The 26,306-nt window shown below is 64.8% G+C and carries 25 protein-coding genes, 3 tRNA genes, 1 other RNA gene and 1 pseudogene; 17 read left to right on the top strand and 13 right to left on the bottom strand.

Annotated features, from left to right (window positions below):
* The first annotated feature begins 11 nt into the window (after positions 1 to 11).
* Together M3O59_RS08765 and M3O59_RS08760 are read left to right on the top strand one after the other, a co-directional pair.
* Positions 12 to 1,568, top strand: coding sequence for a T6SS phospholipase effector Tle1-like catalytic domain-containing protein (locus M3O59_RS08765; RefSeq protein ID WP_116906953.1), 1,557 nt, complete (start codon positions 12 to 14; stop codon positions 1,566 to 1,568).
* Between the two features lie 30 nt (positions 1,569 to 1,598).
* Complete coding sequence (locus M3O59_RS08760; RefSeq protein WP_116906954.1) at positions 1,599 to 2,168, top strand: relaxation protein; 570 nt, start codon at positions 1,599 to 1,601, stop codon at positions 2,166 to 2,168.
* 232 nt (positions 2,169 to 2,400) lie between these two features.
* Here M3O59_RS08760 and M3O59_RS08755 read toward each other — a convergent pair whose 3' ends face one another.
* Positions 2,401 to 3,372: a LysR family transcriptional regulator gene (locus M3O59_RS08755; protein WP_064628795.1), complete on the bottom strand. Its 972-nt coding sequence runs from the start codon at positions 3,370 to 3,372 to the stop codon at positions 2,401 to 2,403.
* A gap of 414 nt (positions 3,373 to 3,786) precedes the next feature.
* Here M3O59_RS08755 and M3O59_RS08750 point away from each other — a divergent pair, with 414 nt between their 5' ends.
* Genes M3O59_RS08750 through M3O59_RS08735 form a run of 4 tightly spaced genes read left to right on the top strand, consistent with a single transcriptional unit; the run spans position 3,787 to position 7,344 of the window.
* Entirely contained in the window at positions 3,787 to 4,419 is a 633-nt protein-coding gene (locus M3O59_RS08750) for a 2-dehydro-3-deoxy-6-phosphogalactonate aldolase (protein ID WP_116906956.1), read from the top strand.
* On the top strand, positions 4,416 to 5,564 hold the full coding sequence (dgoD, locus tag M3O59_RS08745; protein ID WP_064628793.1) for a galactonate dehydratase: 1,149 nt from the start codon (positions 4,416 to 4,418) through the stop codon (positions 5,562 to 5,564). The genes M3O59_RS08750 and dgoD overlap by 4 nt, the downstream gene beginning before the upstream one ends.
* Positions 5,558 to 6,469, top strand: coding sequence for an SMP-30/gluconolactonase/LRE family protein (locus M3O59_RS08740; RefSeq protein WP_116906957.1), 912 nt, complete (start codon positions 5,558 to 5,560; stop codon positions 6,467 to 6,469). The genes dgoD and M3O59_RS08740 overlap by 7 nt, the downstream gene beginning before the upstream one ends.
* Positions 6,466 to 7,344, top strand: a complete 879-nt coding sequence (locus M3O59_RS08735; RefSeq protein WP_116906958.1) for a 2-dehydro-3-deoxygalactonokinase — start codon at positions 6,466 to 6,468, stop codon at positions 7,342 to 7,344. The genes M3O59_RS08740 and M3O59_RS08735 overlap by 4 nt, the downstream gene beginning before the upstream one ends.
* Before the next feature lie 209 nt (positions 7,345 to 7,553).
* Here M3O59_RS08735 and M3O59_RS08730 read toward each other — a convergent pair whose 3' ends face one another.
* The gene (locus M3O59_RS08730) at positions 7,554 to 8,474 is read right to left on the bottom strand and encodes an IS110 family RNA-guided transposase (RefSeq protein WP_249062522.1); all 921 of its coding nucleotides are present in this window, start codon (positions 8,472 to 8,474) and stop codon (positions 7,554 to 7,556) included.
* 404 nt (positions 8,475 to 8,878) lie between these two features.
* Between M3O59_RS08730 and fdxA the strand changes: the two genes are divergently transcribed.
* Positions 8,879 to 9,202 (top strand): ferredoxin FdxA, encoded by a 324-nt coding sequence (fdxA, locus tag M3O59_RS08725; RefSeq protein WP_039404267.1) that lies wholly within the window; start codon positions 8,879 to 8,881, stop codon positions 9,200 to 9,202.
* Between the two features lie 123 nt (positions 9,203 to 9,325).
* Here the strand turns inward: fdxA and M3O59_RS08720 are convergent, their stop codons facing one another.
* Both M3O59_RS08720 and dapA read right to left on the bottom strand, forming a co-directional pair.
* Complete coding sequence (locus M3O59_RS08720) at positions 9,326 to 9,841, bottom strand: hypothetical protein (RefSeq protein WP_064628786.1); 516 nt, start codon at positions 9,839 to 9,841, stop codon at positions 9,326 to 9,328.
* Positions 9,842 to 9,857: 16 nt separating this feature from the next.
* Positions 9,858 to 10,766 (bottom strand): 4-hydroxy-tetrahydrodipicolinate synthase, encoded by a 909-nt coding sequence (dapA, locus tag M3O59_RS08715; RefSeq protein ID WP_116906272.1) that lies wholly within the window; start codon positions 10,764 to 10,766, stop codon positions 9,858 to 9,860.
* 93 nt (positions 10,767 to 10,859) lie between these two features.
* On the opposite strand from dapA, the gene M3O59_RS08710 reads away from it, so the two are divergent.
* From M3O59_RS08710 to M3O59_RS08670, 9 genes are all read left to right on the top strand, one after another.
* A complete protein-coding gene (locus M3O59_RS08710; RefSeq protein WP_002813792.1) occupies positions 10,860 to 11,486 on the top strand; it encodes a glycine cleavage system transcriptional repressor in 627 nt (208 codons plus the stop codon).
* 13 nt (positions 11,487 to 11,499) lie between these two features.
* Positions 11,500 to 11,850, top strand: coding sequence for a ribonuclease E inhibitor RraB (locus M3O59_RS08705; protein WP_064628782.1), 351 nt, complete (start codon positions 11,500 to 11,502; stop codon positions 11,848 to 11,850).
* Between the two features lie 37 nt (positions 11,851 to 11,887).
* A complete protein-coding gene (locus tag M3O59_RS08700) occupies positions 11,888 to 12,370 on the top strand; it encodes a peroxiredoxin (RefSeq protein ID WP_116906271.1) in 483 nt (160 codons plus the stop codon).
* An 82-nt stretch (positions 12,371 to 12,452) separates the two neighbouring features.
* The gene (locus M3O59_RS08695; protein ID WP_116906270.1) at positions 12,453 to 13,850 is read left to right on the top strand and encodes a PhoH family protein; all 1,398 of its coding nucleotides are present in this window, start codon (positions 12,453 to 12,455) and stop codon (positions 13,848 to 13,850) included.
* The gene (locus tag M3O59_RS08690) at positions 13,850 to 14,332 is read left to right on the top strand and encodes a hypothetical protein (protein ID WP_064628777.1); all 483 of its coding nucleotides are present in this window, start codon (positions 13,850 to 13,852) and stop codon (positions 14,330 to 14,332) included. Before M3O59_RS08695 ends, M3O59_RS08690 begins: the two co-directional genes overlap by 1 nt.
* Positions 14,333 to 14,415: 83 nt before the next feature.
* Positions 14,416 to 15,225, top strand: coding sequence for a bifunctional hydroxymethylpyrimidine kinase/phosphomethylpyrimidine kinase (thiD, locus tag M3O59_RS08685; RefSeq protein ID WP_181920601.1), 810 nt, complete (start codon positions 14,416 to 14,418; stop codon positions 15,223 to 15,225).
* Complete coding sequence (locus M3O59_RS08680; RefSeq protein ID WP_064628773.1) at positions 15,222 to 16,109, top strand: alpha/beta hydrolase family protein; 888 nt, start codon at positions 15,222 to 15,224, stop codon at positions 16,107 to 16,109. Before thiD ends, M3O59_RS08680 begins: the two co-directional genes overlap by 4 nt.
* A 40-nt stretch (positions 16,110 to 16,149) precedes the next feature.
* A tRNA-Arg gene (locus M3O59_RS08675) sits at positions 16,150 to 16,226 on the top strand.
* Positions 16,227 to 16,320: 94 nt separating this feature from the next.
* Positions 16,321 to 16,397, top strand: a tRNA-Arg gene (locus M3O59_RS08670).
* Positions 16,398 to 16,564: 167 nt separating this feature from the next.
* Here M3O59_RS08670 and M3O59_RS08665 read toward each other — a convergent pair.
* Positions 16,565 to 17,557: a DedA family protein/thiosulfate sulfurtransferase GlpE gene (locus tag M3O59_RS08665; RefSeq protein ID WP_116906268.1), complete on the bottom strand. Its 993-nt coding sequence runs from the start codon at positions 17,555 to 17,557 to the stop codon at positions 16,565 to 16,567.
* A 44-nt stretch (positions 17,558 to 17,601) separates the two neighbouring features.
* Positions 17,602 to 18,549, bottom strand: coding sequence for a LysR family transcriptional regulator (locus tag M3O59_RS08660; RefSeq protein WP_064628768.1), 948 nt, complete (start codon positions 18,547 to 18,549; stop codon positions 17,602 to 17,604).
* 136 nt (positions 18,550 to 18,685) lie between these two features.
* Here M3O59_RS08660 and M3O59_RS08655 point away from each other — a divergent pair, with 136 nt between their 5' ends.
* Positions 18,686 to 19,387 carry a pirin family protein gene (locus M3O59_RS08655; protein ID WP_116906267.1) on the top strand — a complete coding sequence of 234 codons (702 nt, stop codon included), beginning with the start codon at positions 18,686 to 18,688 and terminating at the stop codon, positions 19,385 to 19,387.
* Between the two features lie 18 nt (positions 19,388 to 19,405).
* Here the strand turns inward: M3O59_RS08655 and M3O59_RS08650 are convergent.
* The 7 genes and pseudogenes from M3O59_RS08650 to recA all read right to left on the bottom strand — a co-directional run bounded on the left by M3O59_RS08650 (position 19,406) and on the right by recA (position 26,198).
* Positions 19,406 to 19,479: non-coding RNA, sX9 sRNA (locus M3O59_RS08650), on the bottom strand.
* A 162-nt stretch (positions 19,480 to 19,641) separates the two neighbouring features.
* Positions 19,642 to 20,793, bottom strand: a pseudogene (locus M3O59_RS08645) (methyl-accepting chemotaxis protein); the annotation flags it as partial.
* Between the two features lie 334 nt (positions 20,794 to 21,127).
* A tRNA-Ser gene (locus tag M3O59_RS08640) sits at positions 21,128 to 21,220 on the bottom strand.
* An 83-nt stretch (positions 21,221 to 21,303) separates the two neighbouring features.
* Positions 21,304 to 21,516 (bottom strand): carbon storage regulator CsrA, encoded by a 213-nt coding sequence (gene csrA / locus M3O59_RS08635; protein ID WP_064628764.1) that lies wholly within the window; start codon positions 21,514 to 21,516, stop codon positions 21,304 to 21,306.
* A gap of 138 nt (positions 21,517 to 21,654) precedes the next feature.
* Positions 21,655 to 24,303 carry an alanine--tRNA ligase gene (alaS, locus tag M3O59_RS08630; protein WP_116906266.1) on the bottom strand — a complete coding sequence of 883 codons (2,649 nt, stop codon included), beginning with the start codon at positions 24,301 to 24,303 and terminating at the stop codon, positions 21,655 to 21,657.
* Between the two features lie 101 nt (positions 24,304 to 24,404).
* Positions 24,405 to 24,893, bottom strand: a complete 489-nt coding sequence (gene recX / locus M3O59_RS08625) for a recombination regulator RecX (RefSeq protein WP_116906265.1) — start codon at positions 24,891 to 24,893, stop codon at positions 24,405 to 24,407.
* A 270-nt stretch (positions 24,894 to 25,163) separates the two neighbouring features.
* Positions 25,164 to 26,198 carry a recombinase RecA gene (gene recA, locus M3O59_RS08620; protein ID WP_064628758.1) on the bottom strand — a complete coding sequence of 345 codons (1,035 nt, stop codon included), beginning with the start codon at positions 26,196 to 26,198 and terminating at the stop codon, positions 25,164 to 25,166.
* Positions 26,199 to 26,306: the final 108 nt, after the last annotated feature.

Below are 26,306 nucleotides of genomic sequence, written 5' to 3'. Positions count from 1 at the left end.
GGGAGCATGTAATGGCTAACGATCGTAGTGACGAGAAGAAATGGGCCGATGGTGTGGAAACCTATCTGGCGACTGCGCAGGATTTGGCTGCTTACCAAAAAAGCCGCGATGCGCTGTCACAGTTCAAGACTCCCTTGCTTGTCAGCCAGAACAATCCGCACAGCCGTTTGTTCGTAGCCAGCTTCGATGGCACCGGCAATGATAAGTACAAGGACCCTGAGCACATCACTAATATCGGCATTCTGCACGATCAGGTACAGGCTGCAAAAAAAGCCAATAATCGCAATATCGGCGGCTATTATGTCCCCGGAGTGGGCACCCAGGACGATGCCTTCACTCGCAATCTCGACGGTGGTCTGGGCTACAGCTATGGGCCACGCATGGAAAAAATGTATTTGGAATTCATCAATCAAGCCAACGACTGGAAAAAGGAAGACCCCCAAGCCGAGATCAGCATCGTCTCCACCGGCTTCAGCCGTGGCGCTGTCACCGCCGCTATGTTCACGCGCATGGTCCACGAGCGTGGGATCCAAAACCCAAGGGACATGCAGATCGAAAAAGGCCCGAACGGCGAAATCCTAAAACTCACCCCAACCCACCCGCCGCTGGTGCCGCCCGGCCGGACCGCGCAGGTGGTGGGCTTGATGGACCCGGTGGCTACCGGCGACATGAACCTGCGCGACACGCGCCTGCCGCCGTCGGTGGTGTCGGGCCTGCAACTCACCGCCCGCGACGAGCGCCGCGATCTCTTCCCGGCCAAGGACATCATCGATCCGGGCCGCACCCGGGATGGCCGCCTGCTCAATCTGGTCAATCCGGGCGCGCATTCGGATATCGGCGGTTCCTACCGGCTCGATGGCCTGTCCGTGCGCAACGGCAACCTGCTCACCGATTACGTCAACACCCTCAGTGACACTCCGTTCCTGACACCGCGCACCGTGTCCACCGCCCCTGAAATGAACGTCATCCACCAGTCCGAGCAGCACCAGTCCTTCTACACCACCGCAGTGGCGACCACGCTGGGCCAACGCGCACATGTGAAGGACCTGGCGGGTACCACGGGCAGCGTCAATCGCACCGATGCCCAGGCCCTGGATACCGGTTTGCACGCACAGTTTCCGTTGCGCCCGGTGGCGGTGTCGCCGGAACGCACCGATCCCTCGGTGCCGTCGTTCGCGCGATACAACGGCGCTCCCGAGCCGCAAAGCTGGCAGCAGCAGATGCAGCAATTGCAGCAACAGCGCGAGCGCAGCCATGCGCCTGAGCAGTGGTATGCGCCGATGAAGGCGGATGCACCGCAGGCGCGGGCAGCGGCCGACAAGCCGCCCTCCCTGCGTGACGACCCGGAGGCTTTCCTGGACCGCATGCTTATCGCCGCACAGAGCGGCGACCGCGATCAATTCCGTCAGATGACGCAGATCCTGGCCAGTGAACCACCCGGCCGCGCGTTGCGCGCAGAGGCCATCGAGACGGTAAACCAGCAGGAACAACAGGCAGCGCAGCAGGCGATGCAGGCACAGCAGCAACAGCAGCAAGAAACGATGCGCATCGGTGGGCGCAGCATGTAACAACTGGCAGCAGCAAAGGCAGGAGGCACAATGGATGCAAAAGATCCACTGACGCCGGTCAGCAAGGCCGCCGCGCTCATGGAGCAGTTTGAGCGCCGCTGCAGTGAAATCGAGCAACAGCAACGCCGCCTTGCGCAGCAGCTGGAACAGGTGGCGCAGTCCTTGCCCGGGGTGATGACCCGTTCGGCAGAGCAGACCTTGCAGCGCGTCCCCGATACGTTGGTGAGAAATGTCCAACAGGGGATGGACCAGTCGGTGGCCGGGTTCGAGAAACGGCTGCAGCACGCCGGTAGCTTGATCGGGGGAGGTGCGCAGTCCCTGTCCGATCAACTCAAGCGCATCGAACGTGCGCAGCGGCTGTTGCTGTGGAAAGGCGCGGCCGTCGTGGTCGGAAGCCTGCTGGTGTTGCTGGGCGGCGGCGGATGGTTGCTGGCCCACTATCGCCAGCAAATCGAAGATAACCAGTTGCGTGCGGAGTTGTTGCGCGCCTACAACGCCGCCGACGTGACCCTGTGCAACGGCCGGCTATGCGCCAATGTCGAGACCAAGGGCCCGGCCTACGGCGATCGCCGCCAGTATCGGCAGGTCAAACCGCGCTGACTCCGACGGCAAGTACACGATGCCCCCTATCGTCTCAAGGACCAGGGCGATGCCTTGCGCGCCGTCGCGCGGCAGTCGGCGACATCTTGCGCTGGCTGCTGCGCCGGATCGCACTGCTGCGAGTCTGGCTCAGGCCGCTCATGCTGCGGCCCCGGTGTAAGCATCAGCACCGGTTGCCATCGTCGCCCGATGAAGCGGATTTTCAATTAGGCCGGCGCGAAGAAGATACCGACTAGACCGACGACTCCGGCGCCCGCAGCCCCGGATACAAACGTCGGGCAGTGGTACGCAACGCCTGCAAAATGCGCTCAGCGCCCGGCGGAAGAATGTAATCGCGCCGGCGGATGATGCCGAACGACTCCATCCGTACCCCCAGTTCGATCGGCAACACGGTTAGCAATTTGGCCTGGATCAGCGGCGCCACCGACTCCACCGGCAACGCGGTCAGCATGTCGGTACCACGCAGCAACGTGGAGGTCACCGGCAGCGACGAGGTCTCGATGGCGTTGGTCGGCGTCTGCACGCCATGCTCCATGAACATCGAATCCAGCCGCGCACGCAGCACGCTGTCGGCCGGCGGCAGGATCCAGCCATGCCGCACCAGATCGGCATGTTGCAGGCCGGCACGGCTGGCCAGCGGGTGGCCGGCGCGCGCGATCACCGAGTGCGGCTCGTCGGCCAGCGGTTCGAATTCCAGCTCGCCCACGCCTTCCGGCCCCAGGATGCGGCCGATCACGATGTCCAGCTGCCCGTCCAGCAACTTGGCCACCAGCGGGCGGCTGTAGTCCATTTCCACCCGCACCAGGATGTCGGGGAATTCGCGCTTGACCTCGGCGATCGCCTGCGGCACCAGGTTGGTACCGGGGTTGACCACGGTTCCGATCGAGGCCTGGCCCATCCGCCCGGCGCGCAACGCGGCGATTTCTTCCTGCGCCCGGCCGATCTCCGACATCGCCGCACGGGCACGCCGGATCAGCACATGGCCGTACCAGGTCGGCTCCACGCCGCGCGCGTGCCGCTCGAACAATTTCACCCCCAGCATGTCTTCCATTTCTGCCAGCAGCTTGGAGGCCGCCGGCTGGGTCATGCTGGCGGCCTCGGCCGCACGCAGGACCGAGCGCTGTTCGTGCAGATGCAGCAGTAGCAGGAGCTGGCGCGTCTTGAGCCGGGCTGCGTTGAACCAGGGAGTACCGGAATTTGCCATGGAGTGCGATTGCGGCCGTGTATTCGTCGGAGGAATAGAATATGCCGAAAATTTCATTTGCAGCACATATCTCTCCGCGCGAGGCTATCGAACGCCGCAGCAGGAGCCCCTACCTCCCGGGCGCGGCCAGAACAGACGTGACCTGCCCGGCATCGGGTGGCAACACGCACGCCCTATATCCGGAGGTGGACGACGATGACGGCATCTTGCCCGCCGGTTGCAGGCTGTAGGACAGCGCACGCCTGTCTCGATGGCGCGCCGTCATTGCCCGTACCACCATCTTTGTGGCCCCACTCTTCTCCACGATCTGCGCGCCAGCCCGGCATGCTGCGCCGCGCGTTCGCGCAACTTCCCCCGACGTTGCCGGCCACCCGGTCGCCAACGGCCGCTTCCGGCTCTACCGCGAGTAACCGCATGACTTCAGATACCACCGCCAGCCCGTTCGCCCTGCCCCTGGTCGCCATCCTGCGCGGCATCACGCCGGAAGAAACGCTAGCCCACGTCGGCGCGCTGATCGACGCCGGTTTCGATGCGATCGAGATCCCGCTCAACTCGCCGCGCTGGGAGCAGAGCATTGCGCTGGCCCAGCAGACGTATGGCGAACGCGCCTGGATCGGCGCCGGCACCGTGCTGCGCAATGAGGATGTCGACACCCTGGCCGAGATCGGCGCGCGCTTCATCGTCACCCCCAACACGCGCCCCTCGCTGATCCGCCATGCGGTATCGCGCGGGCTGACCGTGGTGGCGGGCTTTGCCACCGCCAGCGAGGCGTTCGACGCCATCGACGCCGGCGCCACCATTCTCAAGTTGTTCCCGGCAGCGACCTATGGCGCCGCGCATGTGCGCGCACTGCGCTCGGTGCTGCCCAAGCACATCCCGGTGTACGTGGTCGGCGGCGTCAGCCCGCAGACCCTGGCCGGCTTCCTCGCCCAGGGCGCGGCCGGCGCCGGCATCGGCGGCGAACTGTACAAACCTGCGCAATCGCTCGAAACAACCCAGACGCATGCACGCGCCTTCGTGCAGGCCTACCAGGAACTGCAAGGATGAAGATCACCCGCCTTACCACCTACCACGCCGCACCACGCTGGCTGTTCCTCAAGGTCGAAACCGACGAGGGCATCACCGGCTGGGGCGAACCGGTCATCGAAGGCCGCGCGCGCTCGGTGGAAGCTGCCGTGCACGAACTGGCGGGCTACGTCGTCGGCAAGGACCCGGCGCGCATCAACGACCTGTGGCAGACCATGTACCGCGCCGGCTTCTATCGCGGCGGCGCCATCCTGATGAGCGCCATCGCCGGTATCGACCAGGCGTTGTGGGACATCAAGGGCAAGGCGCTGGGCGTGCCGGTGTACGAGTTGCTGGGCGGGCTGGTGCGCGACCGCATGAAGACCTATCGCTGGGTCGGCGGCGACCGCCCCGGCGCCATCATCCAGCAGATCACCGACTACCGCGCGCTGGGCTTTGACACCTTCAAGTTCAACGGCACCGAAGAAATGAAGCTGATCGACAGCGCGCGCGCGGTCGACGCTGCCGTGGTCAAGGTGGCCGAAATCCGCGAAGCCTTCGGCAACACCATCGACTTCGGTATCGACTTCCACGGCCGCGTGGGCGCGCCGATGGCCAAGGCGCTGCTGCGCGAGCTGGAACCGTTCAAACCGCTGTTCGTCGAAGAACCGGTGCTGGCCGAACAGGCCGAGTACTACCCGCGCCTGGCCGCCAGCACCTCGATTCCGCTGGCGGCCGGTGAGCGCATGTTCTCGCGCTTCGAATTCAAGAACGTGCTGTGCGCCGGCGGTATCGGCATGGTGCAGCCCGATCTCTCGCATGCCGGCGGCATTACCGAATGCGTCAAGATCGCCGCGATGGCCGAAGCCTACGATGTCGGCTTCGCCCCGCACTGCCCGCTCGGCCCGATCGCGCTGGCTGCGTGCCTGCATGTGGACTTCGTCTCGCACAACGCCGTGCTGCAGGAACAGAGCATCGGCATCCATTACAACGAAGGCGCCGATCTGCTCGATTACGTCATCAATAAAGACGATTTTCAGTGTATCGATGGCAGCATTGCCGCCCTGCCCAAGCCCGGGCTCGGTGTGGAAATCAACGAAGACATGCTCAAGCGCGCAAACGAAAATCCGCCCGATTGGCGCAACCCGGTGTGGCGCCACGCCGATGGCAGCATCGCCGAATGGTGAGCACGCCCGAACACACCGCCGTGCTGGCGGTCGACAGCCGCTGCACGCATGGCGAAGGCGTGCTGTGGTGCGCACAGCGCGAGGCGCTGTACTGGGTCGACATCAGCGAAAAACGCCTGTGGCGGCAGCATCCGGCCAGTGCGCACACGCGCTACTGGACCCTGCCCGACCGCCCCGGCTGCATCGGCCTGATGGACGATGGCCGCGTGTTGATCGCGCTGGCCAAGGCGATTGGTCTTGTCGATCCGGACAATACCGAAGCCGACGCGTTGCCCTTCGAAAAACTGGCCGATGTGGAAGCGGACAACCCGCTCACCCGCAGCAACGATGGCCGCGCCGATCGCAACGGCAACTTCGTGTTCGGCACCATGGACGAGCACGACGCCAAGGCCGCACGCGGAGCGATGTACCAGTTCTCGCTGCAGCATGGCTTGCGGGCATTGCCGTTGCCGGGCGTATCGATCCCCAACTCGATCTGCTTCAGCCCCGACGGCCGCACGCTGTACTACTGCGATTCGGTGCGCCCGCAGATCCTGTGCTGCGACTACGACGCCGAAACCGCGCAGACCAGCAACAGCCGCGTGTTCACCACACTGGACCGCGACGATGCCGAACCCGACGGCTCGATCATCGATGCCGAAGGCCACCTGTGGAATGCGCAATGGCGTGCGTGGCGGGTGGTGCGCTATCGCCCCGATGGCAGCGTGGAGCGCATCGTGCAACTGCCGGTCAAGCACCCCACCTGCAGCGCATTCGGTGGCGCCGCGCTGGACCGTCTGCACGTGATCAGCTCGCGACTGGACCATAGCGCCGAAGAACTCGCACGCATGCCCGAAGCCGGCAGCCTGTTCGTCTGCGACGTCGCCATCGCCGGCCTGCCCGAAAGCCGGGTGGCCAGCGCATGATCGCCATCGATTGGGGAACCAGCAGCCTGCGCGCCTACCTGCTCGACGCGACCGGCGCCGTGCTGGAACAGCGCCGCGGGAGCGACGGCATCCTGGCCTGTCAGGGCCGCTTCGCCGAGGTGCTCACCCCCCTGATCGCCGGCTGGGACGGCCCGCTGCTGCTCTCGGGCATGATCGGCAGCCGCAACGGCTGGGTCGAACAGGCCTACCTGCCCTGCCCGGCCGACACCGCCGCGCTCGCCCAGGCCATGCGCCGCGAAGACAGCCTGCTGCCCGGCCGTATGTTGTGGTTCGTGCCGGGCGTGAGCACCGGCGAATACGACGGCGTGCCGGACGTGATGCGCGGCGAAGAAACCCAGCTGGTCGGCCTGATCGCCGCACTTGGCGACGGCGAGCATGTTGCCTGCCTGCCAGGCACGCACAGCAAGTGGGCGCGGATCGGCAACGGCCAACTGACCGGCTTCGCCACCGTCATGACCGGCGAGCTGTATGCCGTGCTGCGTCAACACAGCATTCTCGGCAAGCTGATGGACGACGATCACGCCGAGCTGGACACCGCTGCATTCCTGCACGGTGTCGAGCGCAGCGCCGCTCCCGGCGGCCTCAGCCACCACCTGTTCGGCACCCGCACGCTCGGCCTGTTCGAACGCCTGTCCTCCAAGGCATTGCCGTCCTACCTCTCGGGCCTGTTGATCGGCCACGAACTGCGCGAACACCGCGGCGATCACGCCACCGTGCACCTGGTCGGCAGCCCCGCCCTGGCCCAGCGCTATGCAGTGGGGCTGCAGCATCTGGGCGTCGAAAGCCAGCGGCATCCGGAAGATCTGGCTGCGGCAGGGTTGTTCGCGCTGGCCAGGCAGCGCGGGCTGGTTTGACCGGCAATCCCGATGCATGAAGCCCCCGGCTTCGCTTGCGGAAGGGGCTGGAGGAGGCCGCGGGGGAGACGCAGGTGATCGCAGCCCGCCATCGTGTTTTCAGCTGCACGAGGCTTCGCCCGTACCCTCATCCGGCGCTGGCGCGCCACCGTCTCCCGACGGGAGAAGGAACTAAAGCCCCTCTCCCGCCGGGAGAGCAACTGTCTTGATCAACTGGCGGCGCTAGCCGCCAGTTGATCTCGCATCTTGGCGTTGAGGATGACCAATAATTTGCGCATCGCCGCCACGAGGGCGACCTTGCCCGCTTTGCCCTGCGTGCGTAGCCGCTGGTAAAACTCGCGCAGGGCCGGGTTGAAGCGCACCGCCACCAGCGCCGCCATGTACAGCACTTGCCGCACGCAGGCGCGTCCTCCCCAGATGCTGCGGGCACCGCGCAACGTGCCGCTGTCGCGTGCCAGCGGCGCCACCCCGACCAGTTTGGCGATCGCCTTGCCGGTGAGACGGCCCAGCTCGGGCAGCTGCGCCGCCAAGGTCGCGACCAGCACCGGGCCGACGCCCTTGACCTGGACCAGCACCTCCAGCTCGGCACGTGCAGCCACCTGTTGGGCGATGCGCGCATCTAGCTCCGCCAGCTCTTTTTGCCATTGCCGCACGCCGGCTTGCGCCCGCTTGCGCAGCCACGCATCGGTCAGTTGAGACAGCCGCTGGCGCTCCTGCTGCACCGTCGCCAACACCTGCGTGCGGCGCTGCTGGTACTCGCGCAGCTGACGGCGCCAGCCTTCCAGCGGCTGGTAGGGCGTGAGTGATACCACCATCGCCATCTGCGCCAGCACACGCGCATCCAAGGTGTCGGTCTTGGCCAGTTGGCCGATGGCCTTGGCAAAGTCACGCGCTTGGCGAGGGTTCACACGCGCCACCGGCAGGCCGGCCGCATGCAGCGCATCCAACGCTGCCAGTTCGTAGCCGCCCGTGGCCTCCAGCACCACCTGGTGCAGCTCCATGTGTCCCAGCCAGCTGCGCAGCTGGCGCAGACCTGCCGCCGTGTTGGGGAAGCGCCGTTCGCCTTTGCAGCCATGCACATGCACATCCAACCACTGCTTGCTGACATCGATACCTACGCCGTATGCCATGGAAAAACTCCGCTATGCTCGAAGGGTCGAGAGCTCTCCTGGGCTGCCCAGCCTGATCGTTACGAGTGCCAACTCCAGCAACTGTTCGGGCGTTTGCCAGGAGATCCCGGCGTGGCGACCTCGCTCTCCCGCGGTTGTTTAGACCTGTGGGTTATCGGTCGACCACGCCGGCTCTCGACACCTAATCTGGCAGATCGCCAAGAGATAAGAGGTTGGGGTGAGGGTACGGGGGCGAAGCCTCTAAGAATGGTGGATAACCCGGAGGCTTCGCGCGCACCCTCATCCGGCGCTGCGCGCCACCGTCCCCCGACGGGAGAAGGAATCAGCCCAACGCAGAAGCGCGTCAACCCCACACCCATCACCCGACTGCTTTAGAATTGATAGGCTAAACGCCGGATTCCGCCATGCCTTTTGTTGTCACCGAAAACTGCATCAAGTGCAAATACACCGACTGCGTCGAGGTCTGTCCGGTGGATTGCTTCCACGTCGGCCCGAACTTCCTGGTCATCGACCCGGACGAGTGCATCGACTGCACCCTGTGCGAACCGGAATGCCCGGCCAACGCGATCTATCCCGAAGACGACGTCCCGGCAGGCCAGGAAGCCTTCGTCGCACTCAATGCCGAACTCGCCAAGGCCTGGCCGGTGCTGACCGTGCGCCAGGAACCATTGCCCGATGCCGCCGAATGGGATGGCAAACCGAACAAGTTGCCGCTGCTGCAGCGCTGACCGAAGCGATCAGCCCCAGCGTCGCCCCGACGCAGCGCTTCACGCGCAGCCGCAACCAGCACCGCATAACGCAAAACGGGCGCCCACGGCGCCCATTTTGCTATCCAGCGAACTGAACCAGCCTCAGCCGCCAAGCTTGCTCTTGAGCGAGCTGATCACCGCCACCGGCGCCGCCGCCGTGGCCGGCATGCCACGCGGATCCACGGCCGACACATAGCTGCCGGCATCGACCTTGACCACGCGCACCAGGAAGCTGGAACCCTCGTAGCTCACGTCGTAGGAACCGAGCATCTGCGCCTTGCTGGCAATGGTCAGGCCGGGAATCTCGGCCAGCGCCGTGCCGACCTTGCCGAACACCTCATCGCGTTCGCCCGGCACGGTGAAACCGCTGTTGGCGCTTGCCGATGGCGGCGTGTTGTTCTGCTGGGTGGTCGATGCCAGGGTTGGCACCTTCATCGCACCGGAGGTGTCGGGCAGGTTCAGATCCGGCGGCACTTCCAGCGGGCGGGCTTCCGGGGCCAGCGCATAGTCGCCGCGCGCACCCTTGTGAAACCAGCTGCAACCACTCGTGGCGGCGACGGTGGCGGTCGCCAGCAACGCGAGCGACAGCACGCGGACGGGGGAAACGGAATGACGCATCGATAGATCTCCTGAGTCAGGCCGCGAGCATTTCGCGGCTGGAAAGCGCTTCCAACGCAATCGCGTCGGCGGCAAGGCGGTCGGCGGCAGGCTGGTGCGCCGCAGAAAGGGGCAGTAACGGCAAACGTAGGCCGTGGCCGATCCCGGCGCGCTGCAGCAGCGCCTTGACCGGGATGGGATTGGATTCGATCCCGCAAAAGCTGTGGTACTCGCTCAGACGCGCGTCCCAGGCAAGGGCGGCGTCGCGCTGGCCGTCGCGGGCCAGATCGCACAGGCGCCGGTACGCCGCCGGCAGCGCATTGGAGGCCACCGAAATCAGCCCGGCAGCGCCGGACAGCATCGACTGCGCCGCGCTGCCGTCGTCGCCACTGAGCACTACGAAGCTGTCGCTGCGCAACGCGACCAGCGCAGCCACGCGCTCGGGCTCGCTGCGCGCTTCCTTGATGCCGACGATATTCGGGTGATCGACCAGTTCGGCCACCGTCTCCGGCAGCAGATCGCAGCCGGTACGGCCGGGCACGTTGTACAGCACCACCGGCAGCCCACCGTCATCGGCCACCGCCAGAAAGTGCGCCTTCAAGCCGGCCGGGGTCGGACGCACGTATGGAGGCGTCACCACCAGCGCGTACTGCGCGCCCAGCGCGGCGGCGCGGCGTGTCTGCGCAATGGTTTTTGCCGTGCCCGACAGGCCGGTCCCGGCCAGCACCGGCACGCGGCCGGCCACCTGGGCCACCGCCGCGCGCAGCAGCGTGTCGTATTCGTCGTCACTCAATGCGGCGGCTTCGCCGGTGGAGCCGGCAACCACGAGTCCCTGCACGCCACCATGCAGCTGCTGCTCCAGTAGCCGCCGCCAGGCATCCAGGTCGAGTGCGCCGTCCGGCCCGAAGGGGCTCGCCAGCGCGGTGATGATGCCGGAAAGGGACAAGATTCTGTTGCTCTTACGTGACGGGAAAAGGCCCGCGCACGCGCGGGTTGCTAACGCCTGCATGTTACTTGCGGCGCGAAACCACGGGCAAGTATGCTGGTCACCGCCAGGGCGCCTGCCCGGGCGGCCATTCAGCCTGATGCAATGCCGGAAGCCCCTTTGACCGACTCTACACCCCGGCCTTCGCCGACCGAAAATCACCTCCTGATCAACGCCTACACGACGCATCCGGAGTCCCCCCTGTTGCCCGTCACCCGCCGCATCGCCGACAGCGGCTGCAATCTCGTGGACGCTCGCCTGGCCACGGTGGGACGCGATGTCTCGGTCACCGCACTGGCGACCGGCTCCTGGGATTCGGTCGCCAAGCTCGAAGCCATGCTGACCCGGCTCGAACGCGAGGAAGGCCTCAAGCTGGTGTGGTACCGCACCGGCCCCAAGCAGACCCAATCCAATCTGCTGCCCTACATCGTCGAAGTGATTGCCGCCGACAAGCCCGGCATCCTGTTCCAGCTGGCCGATTTCTTCGACCGCCAGGGCATCACCATCGAAAACCTGCAGAGCACGCGTTACCGCGCCATGCAGACCGGCGCGGAGATGTTCTCTGCGCAGGTGACCATCGGGGTGCCGGCCAACATGCACATCGCCGCGTTGCGCGATGATTTCCTTGAATTCTGTGATCACCTCAATCTCGACGCGATCATGGACCCGATGAAGTTCTAAGGCAGACGCACCGATGGCCATCGCCCAATCCGCGCTGAAACAGATGTTCGACCACATCCGCTCCGAGACCGACTGGAATCTCGACGGCCCGTTGCGCTGGGAATATTTCTTCGCCGACCCGGCGCAGCAACCGTTGCAGAAACTTGCCGAGCAGCTGACCCAGGACGGCTACCGCGTCATCGACATCTTTCTCGGCGAACGCGACGAAGACGATGGCGACGATGAAGAGTCGTATTTCCTGCATGTGGACAAGAAAGAGCACCACACCATCGAGTCGCTGAATCAGCGCAATGCGCAGTTCGACGCACTTGCCAAACGTTTCCATGTGGCTGCTTATGATGGGATGGACGTCGGCCCGGCATGACCGCGCCGTACGCCCCTCCACTTTGGGCTGAGCAACGATGACCGACGCTGTACTGGAATTGCCCGCTGCAACCTTCGATCTGCCGCTGGCGCTGTCCGGCGGCACCCAGACCACCCTGCGCGACTATGCCGGCAACTGGATGGTGCTGTACTTCTATCCGAAAGACAGCACACCGGGCTGCACCACCGAAGGCCTGGACTTCAACGCATTGCTGCCGCAGTTCAAGAAAGCCGGCGCGGTGGTGTTGGGTGTCTCGCGCGATTCGGTGAAGTCGCACGACAATTTCTGCGCCAAACAAGGCTTCACCTTCCCGTTGATCAGCGACGGCGATGAAGCGCTGTGCCGCGCCTTCGACGTCATCAAGGAAAAAAACATGTACGGCAAGCAGGTGCTCGGGATCGAGCGCAGCACCTTCCTGCTGTCGCCCGAGGGGCATGTCGTGCAGGCCTGGCGCAAGGTCAAGGTGGCCGGCCATGCCGAGGCCGTGCTGGCCGCAGTAAAGGCGCGCGCCAAACAGTGACACCCCTCGCTTCCCGCGTCCTCCATCACCCTGCACCTGCAGGCGTGATGGCTCGCCCCTGCTCCATCACTTGGAAGACCCAATGACCCGAGGCAAGCGCATCTACGTGCTGGACACCAACGTGCTGATGCACGATCCCACCGCGCTGTTCAAATTCGAGGAACACGATGTATTCCTGCCGATGCAGGTGATCGAGGAGCTCGACAACGCCAAGAAGGGCACCTCCGAGGTCAGCCGCAACGCGCGCCAGGTCAGCCGTTTCCTGGATGAGTTGCTGGAAAACACCAACGCCGAGCAGATCCAGGCCGGCATCCTGCTCAGCCATCCGCAGGGCATCCAACTCAAGGGCCAGGCCGCGATCGGCCGGCTGTATTTCCAGATCAAGCCGATCGACCCGGGCCGCACTTTCGGCGCGATGATTCCGGACAACAAGATCCTGGCCTCGGTGCTGGCGCTGTGCGAAGAACACCCCGACATGCCGGTCATCCTGGTGTCCAAGGACATCAACCTGCGCATCAAGGCCTACATCAGCGGCCTGAATGCAGAGGACTACCAGAACGATCGCGCGCTGGACGATTTCAGCCTGCTGTTCACCGGCGCCATCGAGCTGCCGGAAAACTTCTGGCAGAAGCACAACGAAGACTTGCGCAGCTGGAACGAGCGTGGCCGCACCCATTACGAAATCGTGCTGGCCGACGACGAAGACTGGCATCACAACCAGTACCTGTATCTGCCGGGCGAGGACGAAGTGGAACTGCGCGTGGCCAGGATCGGCGGCGGCAAGGCCACCTTGTGCCTGGTGGACGATTTCCGCCACACCCAGCATGCGGTGTGGGGCATCGCCGCGCGTAACCGCGAGCAGAACTTCGCACTCAATGCGCTGATGGACCCGGAGATCGATTTCGTCACCTTGCTGGGCACCGCCGGCACCGGCAAGACCCTGCTCGCGCTGGCTGCGGGCCTGGCGCAGACGATGGACCAGCAGCGCTACCGCGAAATCATCATGACCCGCGCCACCGTCAGCGTTGGCGAAGACATCGGCTTTTTGCCCGGCACCGAAGAAGAAAAGATGACCCCGTGGATGGGCGCGCTGACCGATAACCTGGAAGTGCTGACCCACAATCAGGATGGCGGCTCCTGGGGCCGCGCGGCCACCAACGACCTGCTCGCCAGCCGCATCAAGATCCGTTCGATGAACTTCATGCGCGGCCGCACCTTCCTGTCGCGATATCTGATTCTGGACGAGGCGCAGAACCTCACCCCGAAGCAGATGAAGACGCTGATCACCCGTGCCGGCCCCGGCACCAAGATCGTGTGCCTGGGGAACGTCGAACAGATCGATACGCCCTACCTCACCGAAACGACCTCGGGCCTGACCTACGCGGTGGACCGCTTCAAGGCCTGGCCGCATAGCGCGCACATCACGCTGCGGCGCGGCGAGCGCTCGCGTCTGGCCGACTTCGCCTCGGAGGTGTTGTGATGCGCGCACTTCGCGGTGCGGTGGCGCTGGCCGTGCTCGCGCTGGCCGGCTGCGCCACCACGCAGGGTCCCTCCAGCGTGCCGACCAATCTCAAGAACGGGCAGTCGTGGATCATCACCCGCCAGAGCGTCGCCGAGCAGGTGCTGGACACCTGCTCGCGCGATAGTCCGGCGCGTCATCCGGGCCGGATCACCGGCTACTGGGAGCCGAGCCATCAACAGATCGAGCAGCTCGAATCCCGGCAGGATGCGTTGACGCCAACCATTGCCGAGCCGCGCGAGTTCGACCGCCAGTACGTGGGCGTGGTGATCCAGGGCCAGCAACTGATCTACATCAATGCGTTCAAGCTGCCCAACGACCCGCCGGTGAAACCGGCGCGCGAAGCGATCAAGGTCTGCGACGGCGGCGGTGCCTTCTGGGGCGCGTTGTACGACCCGCAGACCGGTGCGTTTTCGCAGATTGCGGTGAATGGATCGCCGTGACGCCGCGGTAAGCACCGGCAGGTGCGGGCAGCGTTGAGATACCGAGTCTGCACAGCCGCAATCGGGCAGTGCAGAATCGGCGCATGACCACGCCCAGCACGCTGTCCGCATTGACCATCGCCGGCTCCGATTCCGGCGGTGGTGCCGGTATCCAGGCCGACCTCAAGACCTTCGCCGCGCATCGGGTGCACGGGCTGTCTGCCATCGCCGCACTGACCGCCCAACACACCCGCGCCGTCACCGCCGTACACATCCCGCCGCTTCCGTTCCTGCAGGCGCAGGTGGATGCGTGCTTTGCCGATTTCGAGATCCAGGCGGTCAAGCTCGGCATGCTGGCCAATGCCGAGGTTATCCATTGCGTGGCCGACCTGCTCGAACGCCATCGCCCGCCGTTCGTGGTGCTCGACCCGGTGATGGTGTCCACCAGCGGCGCGCGCCTGCTCGAAGATACTGCGCTGGACGCGTTGCGCACGCGCCTGCTGCCGCTGGCCACGTTGATCACCCCCAACACGCCCGAAGCGGAGCTGCTGACCGGCCGCCGCATCGACAGCGCCGATGCCGCCGAACACGCCACCGCCGCCTTGCTCGAGCTGGGCGCCAACGCAGTGCTGCTCAAGGGCGGACATCTGCACGAAGGCACACGCGTGATCGACCGCTTCGATGACGGCGTCACCCAGGATGTGTTCATGCATCCGCGCCTGCAGGTCGACGCGCACGGCACCGGCTGCAGCCTGTCGGCGGCCATCGCCGCGCAGCTGTGTCAGGGCTTGTCCTTGCTCAATGCCTGCGAAGCGGCGATCGATTACGTTGCATGCGCCATCCGTCTCGGCCAGCGCCCCGGCCATGGCGATGTGCTGGTGCTCGACCACTTCGGCGCTGCGCCCGGCGCATGAGCGAGCACGTGCACACCGGCAGCTTGCTCGCCAGCGCTGCAGATGGACATCGCTGGCAGGTGATCCGTTGCGCGCCACTGCAGCCAACTGCAGCGCTGCTGTGGCTGCCGGCGCTGGGCGTGGCCGCACGGCATTACCACCCCTTCGCACAGGCGCTCGCCTCCACCGGCATCGCGGTGTATCTGCACGAATGGCGCGGCAATGGCAGCAGCACGCTGCGCCCATCGCGTCAGCACGATTGGGGCTATCGCACGCTGCTTGCCGACGATCTCCCCGCCAGCCATGTCCTGCTCGATCGGCACGACCCGCAGCTGCCGCGCGTGCTGGGCGGACACAGCCTTGGCGGCCAGCTCGCGTGTTGCCATGCCGCACTGCAATCGGCGCAGCTTGCCCAGCTTTGGCTGGTTGCCAGCGGCTCGCCGTACTGGCGCAATTTTCCCGCGCCAATGCGCTACGGCCTGCCCGTGGCGTTTCGGTTGTTGCCGTGGCTGGCACGCATGCAGGGAGTTCTGCACGGCCGCCAGCTCGGCTTCGGCGGCACCGAAGCACGCAGCTTGATTGCCGATTGGGCGCAGGTCGGCCGCAGCAACCGCTATCGCGCGGCAGGCGCACCTTGGGATCTGGAACAGGCGCTGGGTGCGCTGCGCGTGCCGATCCGCGCGGTCACTCTTGCGCGCGACAATTTCGGCCCGGCAGCTGCGCTGCGTGCACTGCTCGACAAGATGCCGCGGGCACGCGCAAACAGCGTGACCTTGGATGCCATGCAACTGGGAACACGCAGCGATCATTTCGCCTGGATGAAAACGCCTGCGGCCGTGGCCGCTGCGCTGCGCAGTGCGCTTGGCGATGCCGTCAACGGCGATCGAAGTTCACAAAGGGATTGACGGGCACGCTGGCCATGCGCATAATTCCGCTCCTGACGAGGCGCCCGTAGCTCAGTTGGATAGAGTACCTGGCTACGAACCAGGCGGTCGGGAGTTCGAATCTCTCCGGGCGCACCATCTTCAGAATACGAAAAGACGGCAATCGACCGCGGTTTTTTCAGTCAAAAAGATCCGATCGCACTGCCTCAGATCTGCAAGCCAAACAAGATATGCGCCCGTAGCTCAGTTGGATAGAGTACCTGGCTACGAACCAGGCGGTCGGGAGTTCGAATCTCTCCGGGCGCACCAATCTTGAAGAAAACGACCAGCTTGCTGGTCTTTTTTTTGCCTGTGGTTTTTGTTGATGCAGATGGCTGCGCAATCGCGTTGCATCGCATGGTGGCGCTCCATCGCACGGTACCGATGCCATAGCAAAACGCTCGCCTACGCCGCCGCGGGCACTGCATGCAGCGCAATCAAACCGTGGCCGCAACCGCGCTCGCCTCGGCCACCACCACCACCGGCAACAGCGATGTCACCGGATGCCCGGCGTCGCGCCATGCATCCAGACCGCCCAGCAACGGCCGCACATCGCCATATCCGCGTTCGCGCATCCGCCCGGCCAGCCACGCCGCAGACACCTCGTCCGGACACGCGCAATAGATCACCACACTGCGATCGCGCGGCACGCTGGCCAGGATCTGCGCCAGCTGGCGCTCGTCGGCAAACACGGCGCCAGGAATCGTGTACGGCTGCAGGTCGCGATAACCCGGCGCACGGATATCCAGCACGGTCGGCCGCAGGCTTTCGTCGCCGTCCAGCAACGGCACCAGCTCATCCACCCCGATCCGCGCATGCTCCAGCGATCGCAGCAGGCTGTGCCGCCGCCACCAGCGCCAACCGACATAGCCGGCAAGCAACACCGCCAGCACCACCACCGCGCCCGAACCGAGCTCGGACAGAAAGGCCAGCACGTCCTGCACCTGATGCGCGAACACAGCGCCCACACTCAAGCCGACCAGCGCCCACAGCGATGCACCGAAGGCGTCGTAGCGCAGAAACGCCGCAGGGCGCACCCGCATCGCACCGGCCATCGGCACCGACACCATCGACAAGCCCGGCACGAATTTGGCGACTGCCAGCACCCGCACACCCCAACGCGAAAAGAAGCGCTCGGTCTGCTTCATGCAGGTATCGCGCGACAGCGACAGCCGACACAGCGACTGCAAGGTGCGGTTCCCGAAGCGACGCCCGGCCAGATACCAGGCCAGATCGCCCAACAGACTGGCGGCCACGGACACCGCCAACGCTGCAAGCCCGGCCAGCCAGGCGTCGCTACCGCCCTGCAAGGCGTAGCCGGCTCCCACCAGCACCAGGGTCGGCAAGGCCGGCACCGGCAGCCCGAGCGACAATGCCAGCACGTTGGCGAACACCAGCGCCAATCCGTACTGCTCGATCAAGCCTTGCATGCGACGACCCTGCGCGACGGCGAGCGGCCATTATCCGCCTTCCGTCACAACTGCGACCGCCCGGCAGCAGCGGAACGATACGTTGCGGCCAAAGCATCCAGCCAGCGGTCGAACAGGCCTTCGCCGCGCAAGGCACGCCGCCACCACCCCAGCGCTTCGCCCTCTTCGCCCGGCCGCCACGCCAGGTAGAAGGTTTCGTCGGGCTTGCGGGTTTCCACCTGCACCTCGCGCAGCCGGCCATCCTGCAGCGCCCCGCGCGCATACGGCTCGGGCAGGAAGCCGTAGCCGGCACCGGCCAACTGCAGCAGCAGCTTGCTGCGCATGTCCGGCACGGTGAGGACATCGCGGCCGGACAGCAGCCCGACGGTACGCGGCAGCAGGCGCCGCGCCGAATCTGCCACCGCGATCGCCCGGTGTTCGGCCAGCTCGGCCGCGCCCAGCACGCCGCCGGCGCTCGCCAGCGGATGCGTGGACGCCACCGCAAACACGAAGCGCAAGCGACCGATCGGCTCGGCGACATAGCCGCCGCCGCTAGGGCCTTCGCCCGCCGCCACGATCAGGTCCACGCGCCTGTCCAGCAGCGCTTCCCAGCCGCCAGACAAGGATTCGCTCAACACGCGTAACCGCGTGCTGTCGGCCACCGTGTAGAAGTCCAGGATCTGGGGTTGCAGCAGGCTCGCAGGCAACACCGCATCCAGCCCGATCGCGAAATCCGATTCCCAGCCCGAGGCCACTCGCCGCACGCGCACCTCCAGCTCCTGCGCGGCACGCAGCAGATGGCGTCCTTCGCGCAACAGTTCGCGCCCCGCCTGGGTGGGCATGGCTTTAGGCCCCACCCGCTCGAACAGCTGCACGCCCAGATCCTCTTCCAGCGTGGACACGGTGTAGGAAATCGTCGAAGGCACCTTGAACAGCACCTTGGCTGCCGCGGAAAACGAGCCGCGGCGGTCGATGGCATCCAGGATCTGCAGCGCTTCCAGGCTGATTTTCATTGTTCGATTTTTTCGATGATAGCGGCCAAATCTACTCGCTTTTTGTCTGGCCCGCAGAGGCAGAGACTACGCATCAAGCCGCTGGGACACTGATTACCCCCCCAGCGCCAATTCGAATCTTTCAAGGAGAAGCAGCATGTTGAATGTCCGCAAGAGCGAAACCCGCGGCCGCGCCGAACACGGCTGGCTGTCCTCGCGCCACACCTTCTCCTTTGCCAGCTACCACGACCCGCGCCACATGGGCATCGGCCCGCTGCGCGTGATCAACGAAGACAAGGTGCAGCCGGGCGAAGGTTTCGGCACCCACGCCCACCGCGACATGGAGATCATTTCCTATGTCCTGGGCGGCGCGCTGGAGCACAAGGACAGCATGGGCACCGGCTCGGTATTGCACTACGGCGATGTGCAGCGCATGAGCGCCGGCAGCGGCGTGACCCATAGCGAGTTCAATCACTCGGCCAGCGAACCGGTGCACTTCCTGCAGATCTGGGTGATGCCCGATCGCGCCGGCATCGAGCCGAGCTACGAAGAAAAGCACTTCGATGCCGACAGCAAGCGCAACCAGTTGCGCCTGATCGCCTCGCCCGATGGCGACGCCGGCTCGCTGCGCCTGCACCAGGATGCACGCTTGTACGCCTCGATCCTCGACGGCGAGGTGCGCCTGCAGCAGCCGCTGGCGGAAGGTCGCATCTGCTACGTGCAGGTGGCCCGCGGCAGCCTGAGCGTCAATGGGCAGGCACTGGCGGCCGGCGATGCCGTCCAGATCCTCGGCGAGCCGGAAATCGTGCTAGCCGATGCCCGCGATGCCGAAGTACTGGTGTTCGACCTGCCGAAGTAAGCGCCTGCGGCCAGGAGCGGCTACCAACGTAGCGCGCAATCATCAGGCGGGCGTGGACGGCACACAGGAACCGCAGTGCACACAGGGTGCATGCACCTCCGGGCACCGGCCGCACCCGCATGGTCGCTGCGCAGTAGCTTAGTCAGCCGCCCAAGGTAATCGCGCAGTGCACAGCCCTGGTGCGCGATGCGCCAGCTGACACTGAAACGGACAAAGCCCGCGTATACGGGTTTTGTTTTGTGCGCGCGACGCAATCACGCCGCCTTCGAGCCTGCATGCTGCGCAGCCGGCGCGTCCACATGCACCGCAGCGCCGCCCGCATCGCCATTGACCAAGGCGAACAGCGCATCCGCATCGCCTTCCAGCACGCACGCCGAGCGCGCAAGATCGTCGACCATCTGCGCCTGGTCGCGCGCTTGCACACCGATCGACTGCAACGCGGTGTTCGCGGTGGAAATATCCTGGGCCTGGTCATGGCTGGCAGCGGCAATCTGCTCGACGGTCGCGGTAACGCGCAGGACCGAGGTCACCATGTCCTGCATCACCACACCGGCTTGCTCGGCCAGGCGCGAGCCATCGCCCACCTGATCGGTCGCGTTGTCGATCAGCGAGCGGATCTCCCTGGCTGACACGCTGCAACGCTGCGCCAGGCTGCGCACCTCGGTCGCCACCACGGCAAAACCACGTCCCTGCTCGCCGGCACGCGCCGCTTCCACCGCTGCGTTCAAGGCCAGGATGTTGGTCTGGAACGCGATGCCGTCGATCACCTCGATGATCTGCCCGATGCGATCGGTCGCCAAGCGGATGCCGGCAGTGGTCTTGACCACATCGGCGATGACATCGGCACCGCGCCACGCGACCGTGGCCGATTCTTCGGCCATGCGGCGCGCGGAACCTGCATTTTCAGCATTGGTGCGCACGGTCGCAGCCAGTTGATCGATCGTGCTTGAGGTCTGCGCCACCGCGGCGGACTGCAGCGACATGCGGCCGACCAACTCCTGGTTGCTGGCCGAAATATGGTGCGCCTCGCGCTGGACGTTCTGCGCAATGCTCATGGTCTGCCGCATCAGATCGCGCATACGCTCGGCCGAGCGCACCTGATCGGTCACGTCGGTCGCGCACTTGACCACCTTGTAGGGCCGCCCGAGCTCGTCGAGCACCGGGTTGTAGGACGCCTGGATCCACACTTCCCTGCCGTCCTTGCCGATGCACCGGTAACGGCCCGCATCGAAGGCGCCACGTCCGAGCGAACCCCAGAACGCGCGATACGCAGGCGACTGGCGCATGCTCGCATCCACGAACATGCCGTGGTGTTTTCGGCGAATGTCCTCCAGCCGGTAACCCATCATCACCTGCAGGAAATTTTGATTGGCCGCGAGCACCGTGCCGTCCAGCGAGAACTCGATGTAGGACTCGAGCGTCGCAGGAAAGAATCGATGCAAGCGCGTAGCGCAGCCAGTTCGAACGATCAAGTTGCCCAGACGCGCTATCGACAAACGATGCCGCGCGAAGCAAGAGCACGACCACGTTGCTGTGCACGCAGCGAGCTGAGCACGGTCCCGGAACACACTGGCAGAAATGCGCCAACGTCAGCGCGTATCAGCGGGTCCACTAGCGGCGTTGGCGACGGTTGCCGCCATCAGGATGCTGTGCGGCAGCCGCCAATGCGGCCACCACGAAAGTGCCTGCAGCACAAATAAAAACGCCCGCAAATCAGGGATTTGCGGGCGCCTAAAACACTGGCGGAGCGAGAGGGATTCGAACCCTCGATAGAGCTTTTGACCCTATACTCCCTTAGCAGGGGAGCCCCTTCAGCCGCTCGGGCATCGCTCCAGTTTTTGCTGCCTGCCGCGATGTCCGTGGCAGGCCGCGAAGAATACCGGGTAAGAGGGGCTAACGTAAACCCTTTACAACCATCAATTCGAAGAATCGTCGCAGTGATGCGCGCCGGAGGCAACCGGCTCATCCCCACGTTGGATGCGCTGATAGATTTCTTCGCGATGCACAGCCACATCCTTGGGTGCGTTGATACCGATGCGCACCTGATTGCCCTTGACGCCGAGAACGGTCACGGTGACCAAGTCGCCGATCATCAAGGTTTCGCCTACCCGGCGAGTGAGGATCAACATTTTACAAATCTCCTGGAACCGGTGGGTTTCCCACCAGCATCGACGGCCTCCTGAGTGAGACGCGCCCTAGGTAAGGGAATAGACCGGAAATGGTAGCGGGACATCCTGCCAGCCAGCAAGGCATAGCAGGACAAGTGTTCAGCCCAAGTGTTGCTTGACCCAGGAGGGCACACCGTCGAGTGCGGTCGCAAGGGCGGGCCCGTCCTCGCCACCACCCTGGGCGAGATCCGGACGGCCACCGCCCTTGCCCCCGATCTGACTGGCGATATGGCCGAGGAGTTCCCCTGCCTTCACCTTGCCGGTTGGGCTGCCGTTCACGCCGGCGACCAGCGCGACCTTGCCGCCAGACGCGCCCGCCAGCACGATCACCGAATCGCCAAGCTGTTGCTTGAGGCGATCCATCGCATCGCGCAGCGCCTTGGCATCGAAGCCTTCCAGCCGCACCGCGACAACCTTGACCCCAGCCACCTCGATCGCGCCAGCGCCCAGATCAGCCGTAGCACCGGACGCCAGTTTGGCCTTGAGCGATTCCAGCTCGCGCTCCAGCCGCTTCTGACGCTCGGTCAGTGCGCGCACCTTGTCCACCACCTCGTTGGCATTCCCGCCAAGCAGATGGGCTGCCTCGAACAAGCGGCGTTCTTCGTCGGCCACATAATCGAGCGCGCCCTGCCCGGTCACCGCTTCGATACGGCGCACACCCGACGACACGCCGCCTTCGGAGGTGATCTTGAACAGACCGATATCGCCGGTGCGGGTGACATGGGTGCCGCCACACAGCTCGGTGGAATAACCACCCATCTTCAGCACGCGGACGTTTTCGCCGTATTTCTCGCCAAACAGCGCCATCGCGCCAAAATCCAGCGCCTCCTGCATGGCCATGTTGTGCACTTCCACACCGTGATTGGTGCGCACTTCGGCGTTGACCTTGCGCTCGATGACAGCGAGCTCATCAGCGCTGATCGGCTGGAAGTGCGAGAAATCGAAGCGCAGGCGATCGGGCGCGACCAGCGAGCCCTTCTGCTGCACATGCGTTCCCAGCACTTCGCGCAGCGCGGCGTGCAACAGGTGGGTGGCCGAATGGTTGAGAATGGTCTTGCCGCGACGTTGCGCATCGATACCGCCCGCCAGCACATCGCCAAGCGCGAGTGCGCCTTCGCCGATGCGGCCAACATGGCCATGGAACTGACCGGCGAACTTCTGGGTGTCGGCGACTTCGATCGATACGCCGGGGCCGCTCAGCTGGCCGCTATCGCCGACCTGGCCACCCGACTCGGCGTAGAACGGGGTGCGGTCGGTGAACACGATTACCTCGTCGCCCGCCTCCGCACGTTCGACCGGGCGGCCCTGCTTGAGCAATGCCACGACCTTGAGTGCATCGGCATCGTGCGCTTCGTAGCCCAGAAACACCGTCGGCGACATGCTCGCAACCAGGTCGGCCGGCAATGCCACGCCGCCGCCGAACTTGCCAGCCGCACGCGCCGTTTCGCGCTGGCGTTCCATGGCGAACTCGAAGCCCTCCATGTCCACGCGCAAGCCGCGCTCGCGCGCAATGTCCGACGTCAGATCGACCGGAAAACCGTAGGTGTCGAAGAGGCGGAACGCATCGGCACCGGGAATGACTTCCTGCGAGCGCGATGCGACTTCGTCGAAGATCTTCATGCCGGCATCCAGCGTCTCGGCAAAACGTTCTTCCTCGGCCAGCAACGCGCGCGCCACGGTGTCCCGCGCCACTACCAGCTCGGGATAGGCTTCGCCCATCAGCTCGACCAGCGTCGGCACCATCTTGCTGAAGAACGGCTGGCGCACGCCAAGCATCCAGCCATGACGCAGCGCACGCCGGATGATCCGGCGCAGCACATAACCGCGCCCTTCGTTGGAGGGCAGCACGCCGTCGACGATGAGGAACGAACAGGCACGGATGTGATCGGCGATCACCCGCAACGACTTGTTCTCCAGATCGGTGATGCCGGTCAGCGCGCTGGCCTTGCCGATCAACGCCTGGAACAGGTCGATCTCGTAGTTGGTGTGGACGTGCTGCAGGATCGCGGCCAGGCGCTCAAGCCCCATGCCGGTATCCACGCACGGCGCAGGCAGCGGCACCAGGGTACCGTCGGGCTGGCGATCGAACTGCATGAAGACCAGGTTCCAGATTTCGATAAAGCGGTCGCCATCTTCGTCCGGCGAACCCGGCGGACCACCGGCGATGTGATCGCCGTGGTCGAAGAAGATTTCGGTACACGGGCCGCATGGGCCGGTATCGGCCATCTGCCAGAAATTGTCCGACGCGTACGGCGCACCCTTGTTGTCGCCGATGCGCACGATGCGGCTTTCCGGAATGCCGATCATGTCGCGCCACAACGCGAAGGCTTCCTCGTCGGTGTGGTAGACGGTGACCAGCAAGCGGTCGGCCGGCAGCTTCCAGACTTGGGTCAGCAGCTCCCACGCCCAGGCGATGGCATCTTTCTTGAAATAGTCGCCGAACGACCAATTGCCGAGCATTTCGAAAAAGGTGTGGTGACGTGCGGTGTAGCCCACCGAATCCAGATCGTTGTGTTTGCCACCGGCACGCAAGCAGCGCTGCACATCCGCAGCGCGCACATAGCTGCGCTTTTCCGCGCCGAGGAAGACATCCTTGAACTGGACCATGCCGGAATTGGTGAACAGCAGGGTCGGGTCGTTGCCCGGCACCAGCGGCGCGGATGGCACGATGGTGTGGCCCTTCCCCTCGAAAAACGCGAGGAAGTCACTACGGATCTGGGATGTGCTGAATTTGGCAGGTGCGTTCATGAGCTGGCATTGGGCGGGCGGCAGTCCCGGTCACCCAATGAGATGTGGGCGCAGATGAGCGGAACAACCTGAATCCGCGAAGGGTAGCAGGCCTGACGCCCTCAGTCCTCAAGGTCGAAGCGCGTGGCGCTGCGAATGCTGTTGCCATCAAAACCACGCCGGGCCAGCAGATCGGCAGCCTTGCGCCGCTGTGGAAGGTCCACCGGGCCGTGTTCACCGAACCGGCGGCGGATCAGATCGCGCGCATTTTCGGTCCAATCGCCCTCAAAGGTCGCCATGGCGGCACTGATGGCGTCGCTATCCAGGCCATGGGTTCCAAGTTCGGCACGGATATGCAGCGGGCCATAACCCGAGCCGGCGCGATTCCGCACCACGGCGGCAGCGAAACGGGTGTCGTCCTGCCAGCCTTCATCGCTGAGACGGTCGACGGCAGCCTGCGCTGCGTCCGGCTCGATCCCGCGTGCCAGCAGCTTGCGGTTCAATTCCTTGCGCGAATGCTCGCGCCGCACCAACAGACCGAGTGCGCGCTGGACCGGCGTCTGCTCCTTGAACCGTCGCCCCCGCTTCGGTGCGGGCTCTTGCTCGTCCATCGTGTGGTGTCCTGAATCGCCAAAATCACACAGCAGCACATGCGCCATCCTTGGCGCCTGCCCTCCTGACCTTCGATAGATCTACCGCGAGAAGCGACGGCACTGACTCCGCCGTCCTCGCGATAGAAAAACTTGAAATGTCGTCTGCCCCAAGCGCTGGCACCGGGTGCAAACGGAGGTTGCTGGAAGCGTCGCCTACCACTGGCACGCGAAGATCCATCCATCACCATCGCCGACTCCCGGCGACGGACGATGTCTAGCAGCGAGAACTTATTCCTTCTCTGCGTCGTCGCCGGCTTCGCGCGGCGCTTCGGCAGGCTGGAACTTCTCGCGCAGCTCGGCTTCCAGCCGCACTGCAACCTGCGGGTTGTCGCGCAGGTAAGTACGCGCATTGTCCTTGCCCTGACCGATGCGCTCATCGCCATAGCTGTACCAAGCGCCGGCCTTGTCGACCAGCTTGGCCTCCACACCCATGTCGATCAGTTCGCCCTCGCGGCTGATGCCTTCGCCGTAGAGGATTTCGGTCACGACCTGCTTGAACGGAGGCGCCAGCTTGTTCTTGACGACCTTGATCTTGGTCTGGTTGCCGATGATCTCGTCGCCCTTCTTGATCGCGCCGATACGACGGATATCCAGACGCACCGAGGCGTAGAACTTCAGCGCATTGCCGCCGGTGGTCACTTCCGGGCTCTGGCCCGGCATCATGACGCCGATCTTCATGCGCAGCTGGTTGATGAAGACCACCAGCGTATTGGAGCGCTTGATGTTGCCGGTGAGCTTGCGCAGCGCCTGGCTCATCAGACGTGCCTGCAGGCCCGGCAGCTGGTCGCCCATTTCGCCTTCGATTTCTGCTTTCGGGGTCAGTGCGGCGACCGAGTCGATCACCACGATATCCACCGAGCTCGAACGCACCAGCATGTCGGCGATTTCCAGCGCCTGCTCGCCGGTATCCGGCTGCGACAGCAGCAGGTCGTCGACATTGACGCCCAGCTTGGCCGCATAGATCGGGTCCAGCGCATGCTCGGCGTCGATGAAGGCTGCGGTGCCGCCCAGCTTCTGACACTGGGCAATCGCCTGCAGGGTCAGGGTGGTCTTGCCCGAGGATTCCGGCCCGTAGATTTCGACCACGCGACCCTTCGGAAGGCCGCCGATCCCCAGGGCGATGTCCAGCATCAGCGAGCCGGTCGGAATGACTTCGACCGCCTCGATGACGCGGTCGCCCATACGCATGACCGAGCCCTTGCCGAATTGCTTTTCGATCTGGCTCAGTGCGGCGGAAAGGGCGCGCTTCTTGTTCTCGTCCATCTGGGTGATCCTCGTCAGTGATTTCGGTGTGGGGCTAATGTAGCGGCGGTGTATCGCACAGGCTGAGACTGCAGGCGACACACTCAGATTAAGGGGGGCGAAATATCG

Source organism: Xanthomonas nasturtii (assembly GCF_023337365.3).
Taxonomy (GTDB): Bacteria; Pseudomonadota; Gammaproteobacteria; order Xanthomonadales; family Xanthomonadaceae; genus Xanthomonas; species Xanthomonas nasturtii.
The sequence above is the reverse complement of the archived record's forward strand: the minus strand, read 5'-3'. Positions and strand labels throughout refer to the sequence as shown.

What these genes read in the sequence shown, in the direction of transcription:
- M3O59_RS08765 (WP_116906953.1), top strand. Translation starts at nt 12, where the DNA reads ATGGCTAACGATCGTAGTGACGAGAAGAAATGGGCCGATGGTGTGGAA.
- M3O59_RS08760 (WP_116906954.1), top strand. Translation starts at nt 1,599, where the DNA reads ATGGATGCAAAAGATCCACTGACGCCGGTCAGCAAGGCCGCCGCGCTC.
- M3O59_RS08755 (WP_064628795.1), bottom strand. Translation starts at nt 3,372, where the DNA reads ATGGCAAATTCCGGTACTCCCTGGTTCAACGCAGCCCGGCTCAAGACG.
- M3O59_RS08750 (WP_116906956.1), top strand. Translation starts at nt 3,787, where the DNA reads ATGACTTCAGATACCACCGCCAGCCCGTTCGCCCTGCCCCTGGTCGCC.
- dgoD (WP_064628793.1), top strand. Translation starts at nt 4,416, where the DNA reads ATGAAGATCACCCGCCTTACCACCTACCACGCCGCACCACGCTGGCTG.
- M3O59_RS08740 (WP_116906957.1), top strand. Translation starts at nt 5,558, where the DNA reads ATGGTGAGCACGCCCGAACACACCGCCGTGCTGGCGGTCGACAGCCGC.
- M3O59_RS08735 (WP_116906958.1), top strand. Translation starts at nt 6,466, where the DNA reads ATGATCGCCATCGATTGGGGAACCAGCAGCCTGCGCGCCTACCTGCTC.
- M3O59_RS08730 (WP_249062522.1), bottom strand. Translation starts at nt 8,474, where the DNA reads ATGGCATACGGCGTAGGTATCGATGTCAGCAAGCAGTGGTTGGATGTG.
- fdxA (WP_039404267.1), top strand. Translation starts at nt 8,879, where the DNA reads ATGCCTTTTGTTGTCACCGAAAACTGCATCAAGTGCAAATACACCGAC.
- M3O59_RS08720 (WP_064628786.1), bottom strand. Translation starts at nt 9,841, where the DNA reads ATGCGTCATTCCGTTTCCCCCGTCCGCGTGCTGTCGCTCGCGTTGCTG.
- M3O59_RS08710 (WP_002813792.1), top strand. Translation starts at nt 10,860, where the DNA reads ATGCTGGTCACCGCCAGGGCGCCTGCCCGGGCGGCCATTCAGCCTGAT.
- M3O59_RS08705 (WP_064628782.1), top strand. Translation starts at nt 11,500, where the DNA reads ATGGCCATCGCCCAATCCGCGCTGAAACAGATGTTCGACCACATCCGC.
- M3O59_RS08700 (WP_116906271.1), top strand. Translation starts at nt 11,888, where the DNA reads ATGACCGACGCTGTACTGGAATTGCCCGCTGCAACCTTCGATCTGCCG.
- M3O59_RS08695 (WP_116906270.1), top strand. Translation starts at nt 12,453, where the DNA reads ATGACCCGAGGCAAGCGCATCTACGTGCTGGACACCAACGTGCTGATG.
- M3O59_RS08690 (WP_064628777.1), top strand. Translation starts at nt 13,850, where the DNA reads ATGCGCGCACTTCGCGGTGCGGTGGCGCTGGCCGTGCTCGCGCTGGCC.
- thiD (WP_181920601.1), top strand. Translation starts at nt 14,416, where the DNA reads ATGACCACGCCCAGCACGCTGTCCGCATTGACCATCGCCGGCTCCGAT.
- M3O59_RS08680 (WP_064628773.1), top strand. Translation starts at nt 15,222, where the DNA reads ATGAGCGAGCACGTGCACACCGGCAGCTTGCTCGCCAGCGCTGCAGAT.
- M3O59_RS08665 (WP_116906268.1), bottom strand. Translation starts at nt 17,557, where the DNA reads ATGCAAGGCTTGATCGAGCAGTACGGATTGGCGCTGGTGTTCGCCAAC.
- M3O59_RS08660 (WP_064628768.1), bottom strand. Translation starts at nt 18,549, where the DNA reads ATGAAAATCAGCCTGGAAGCGCTGCAGATCCTGGATGCCATCGACCGC.
- M3O59_RS08655 (WP_116906267.1), top strand. Translation starts at nt 18,686, where the DNA reads ATGTTGAATGTCCGCAAGAGCGAAACCCGCGGCCGCGCCGAACACGGC.
- csrA (WP_064628764.1), bottom strand. Translation starts at nt 21,516, where the DNA reads ATGTTGATCCTCACTCGCCGGGTAGGCGAAACCTTGATGATCGGCGAC.
- alaS (WP_116906266.1), bottom strand. Translation starts at nt 24,303, where the DNA reads ATGAACGCACCTGCCAAATTCAGCACATCCCAGATCCGTAGTGACTTC.
- recX (WP_116906265.1), bottom strand. Translation starts at nt 24,893, where the DNA reads ATGGACGAGCAAGAGCCCGCACCGAAGCGGGGGCGACGGTTCAAGGAG.
- recA (WP_064628758.1), bottom strand. Translation starts at nt 26,198, where the DNA reads ATGGACGAGAACAAGAAGCGCGCCCTTTCCGCCGCACTGAGCCAGATC.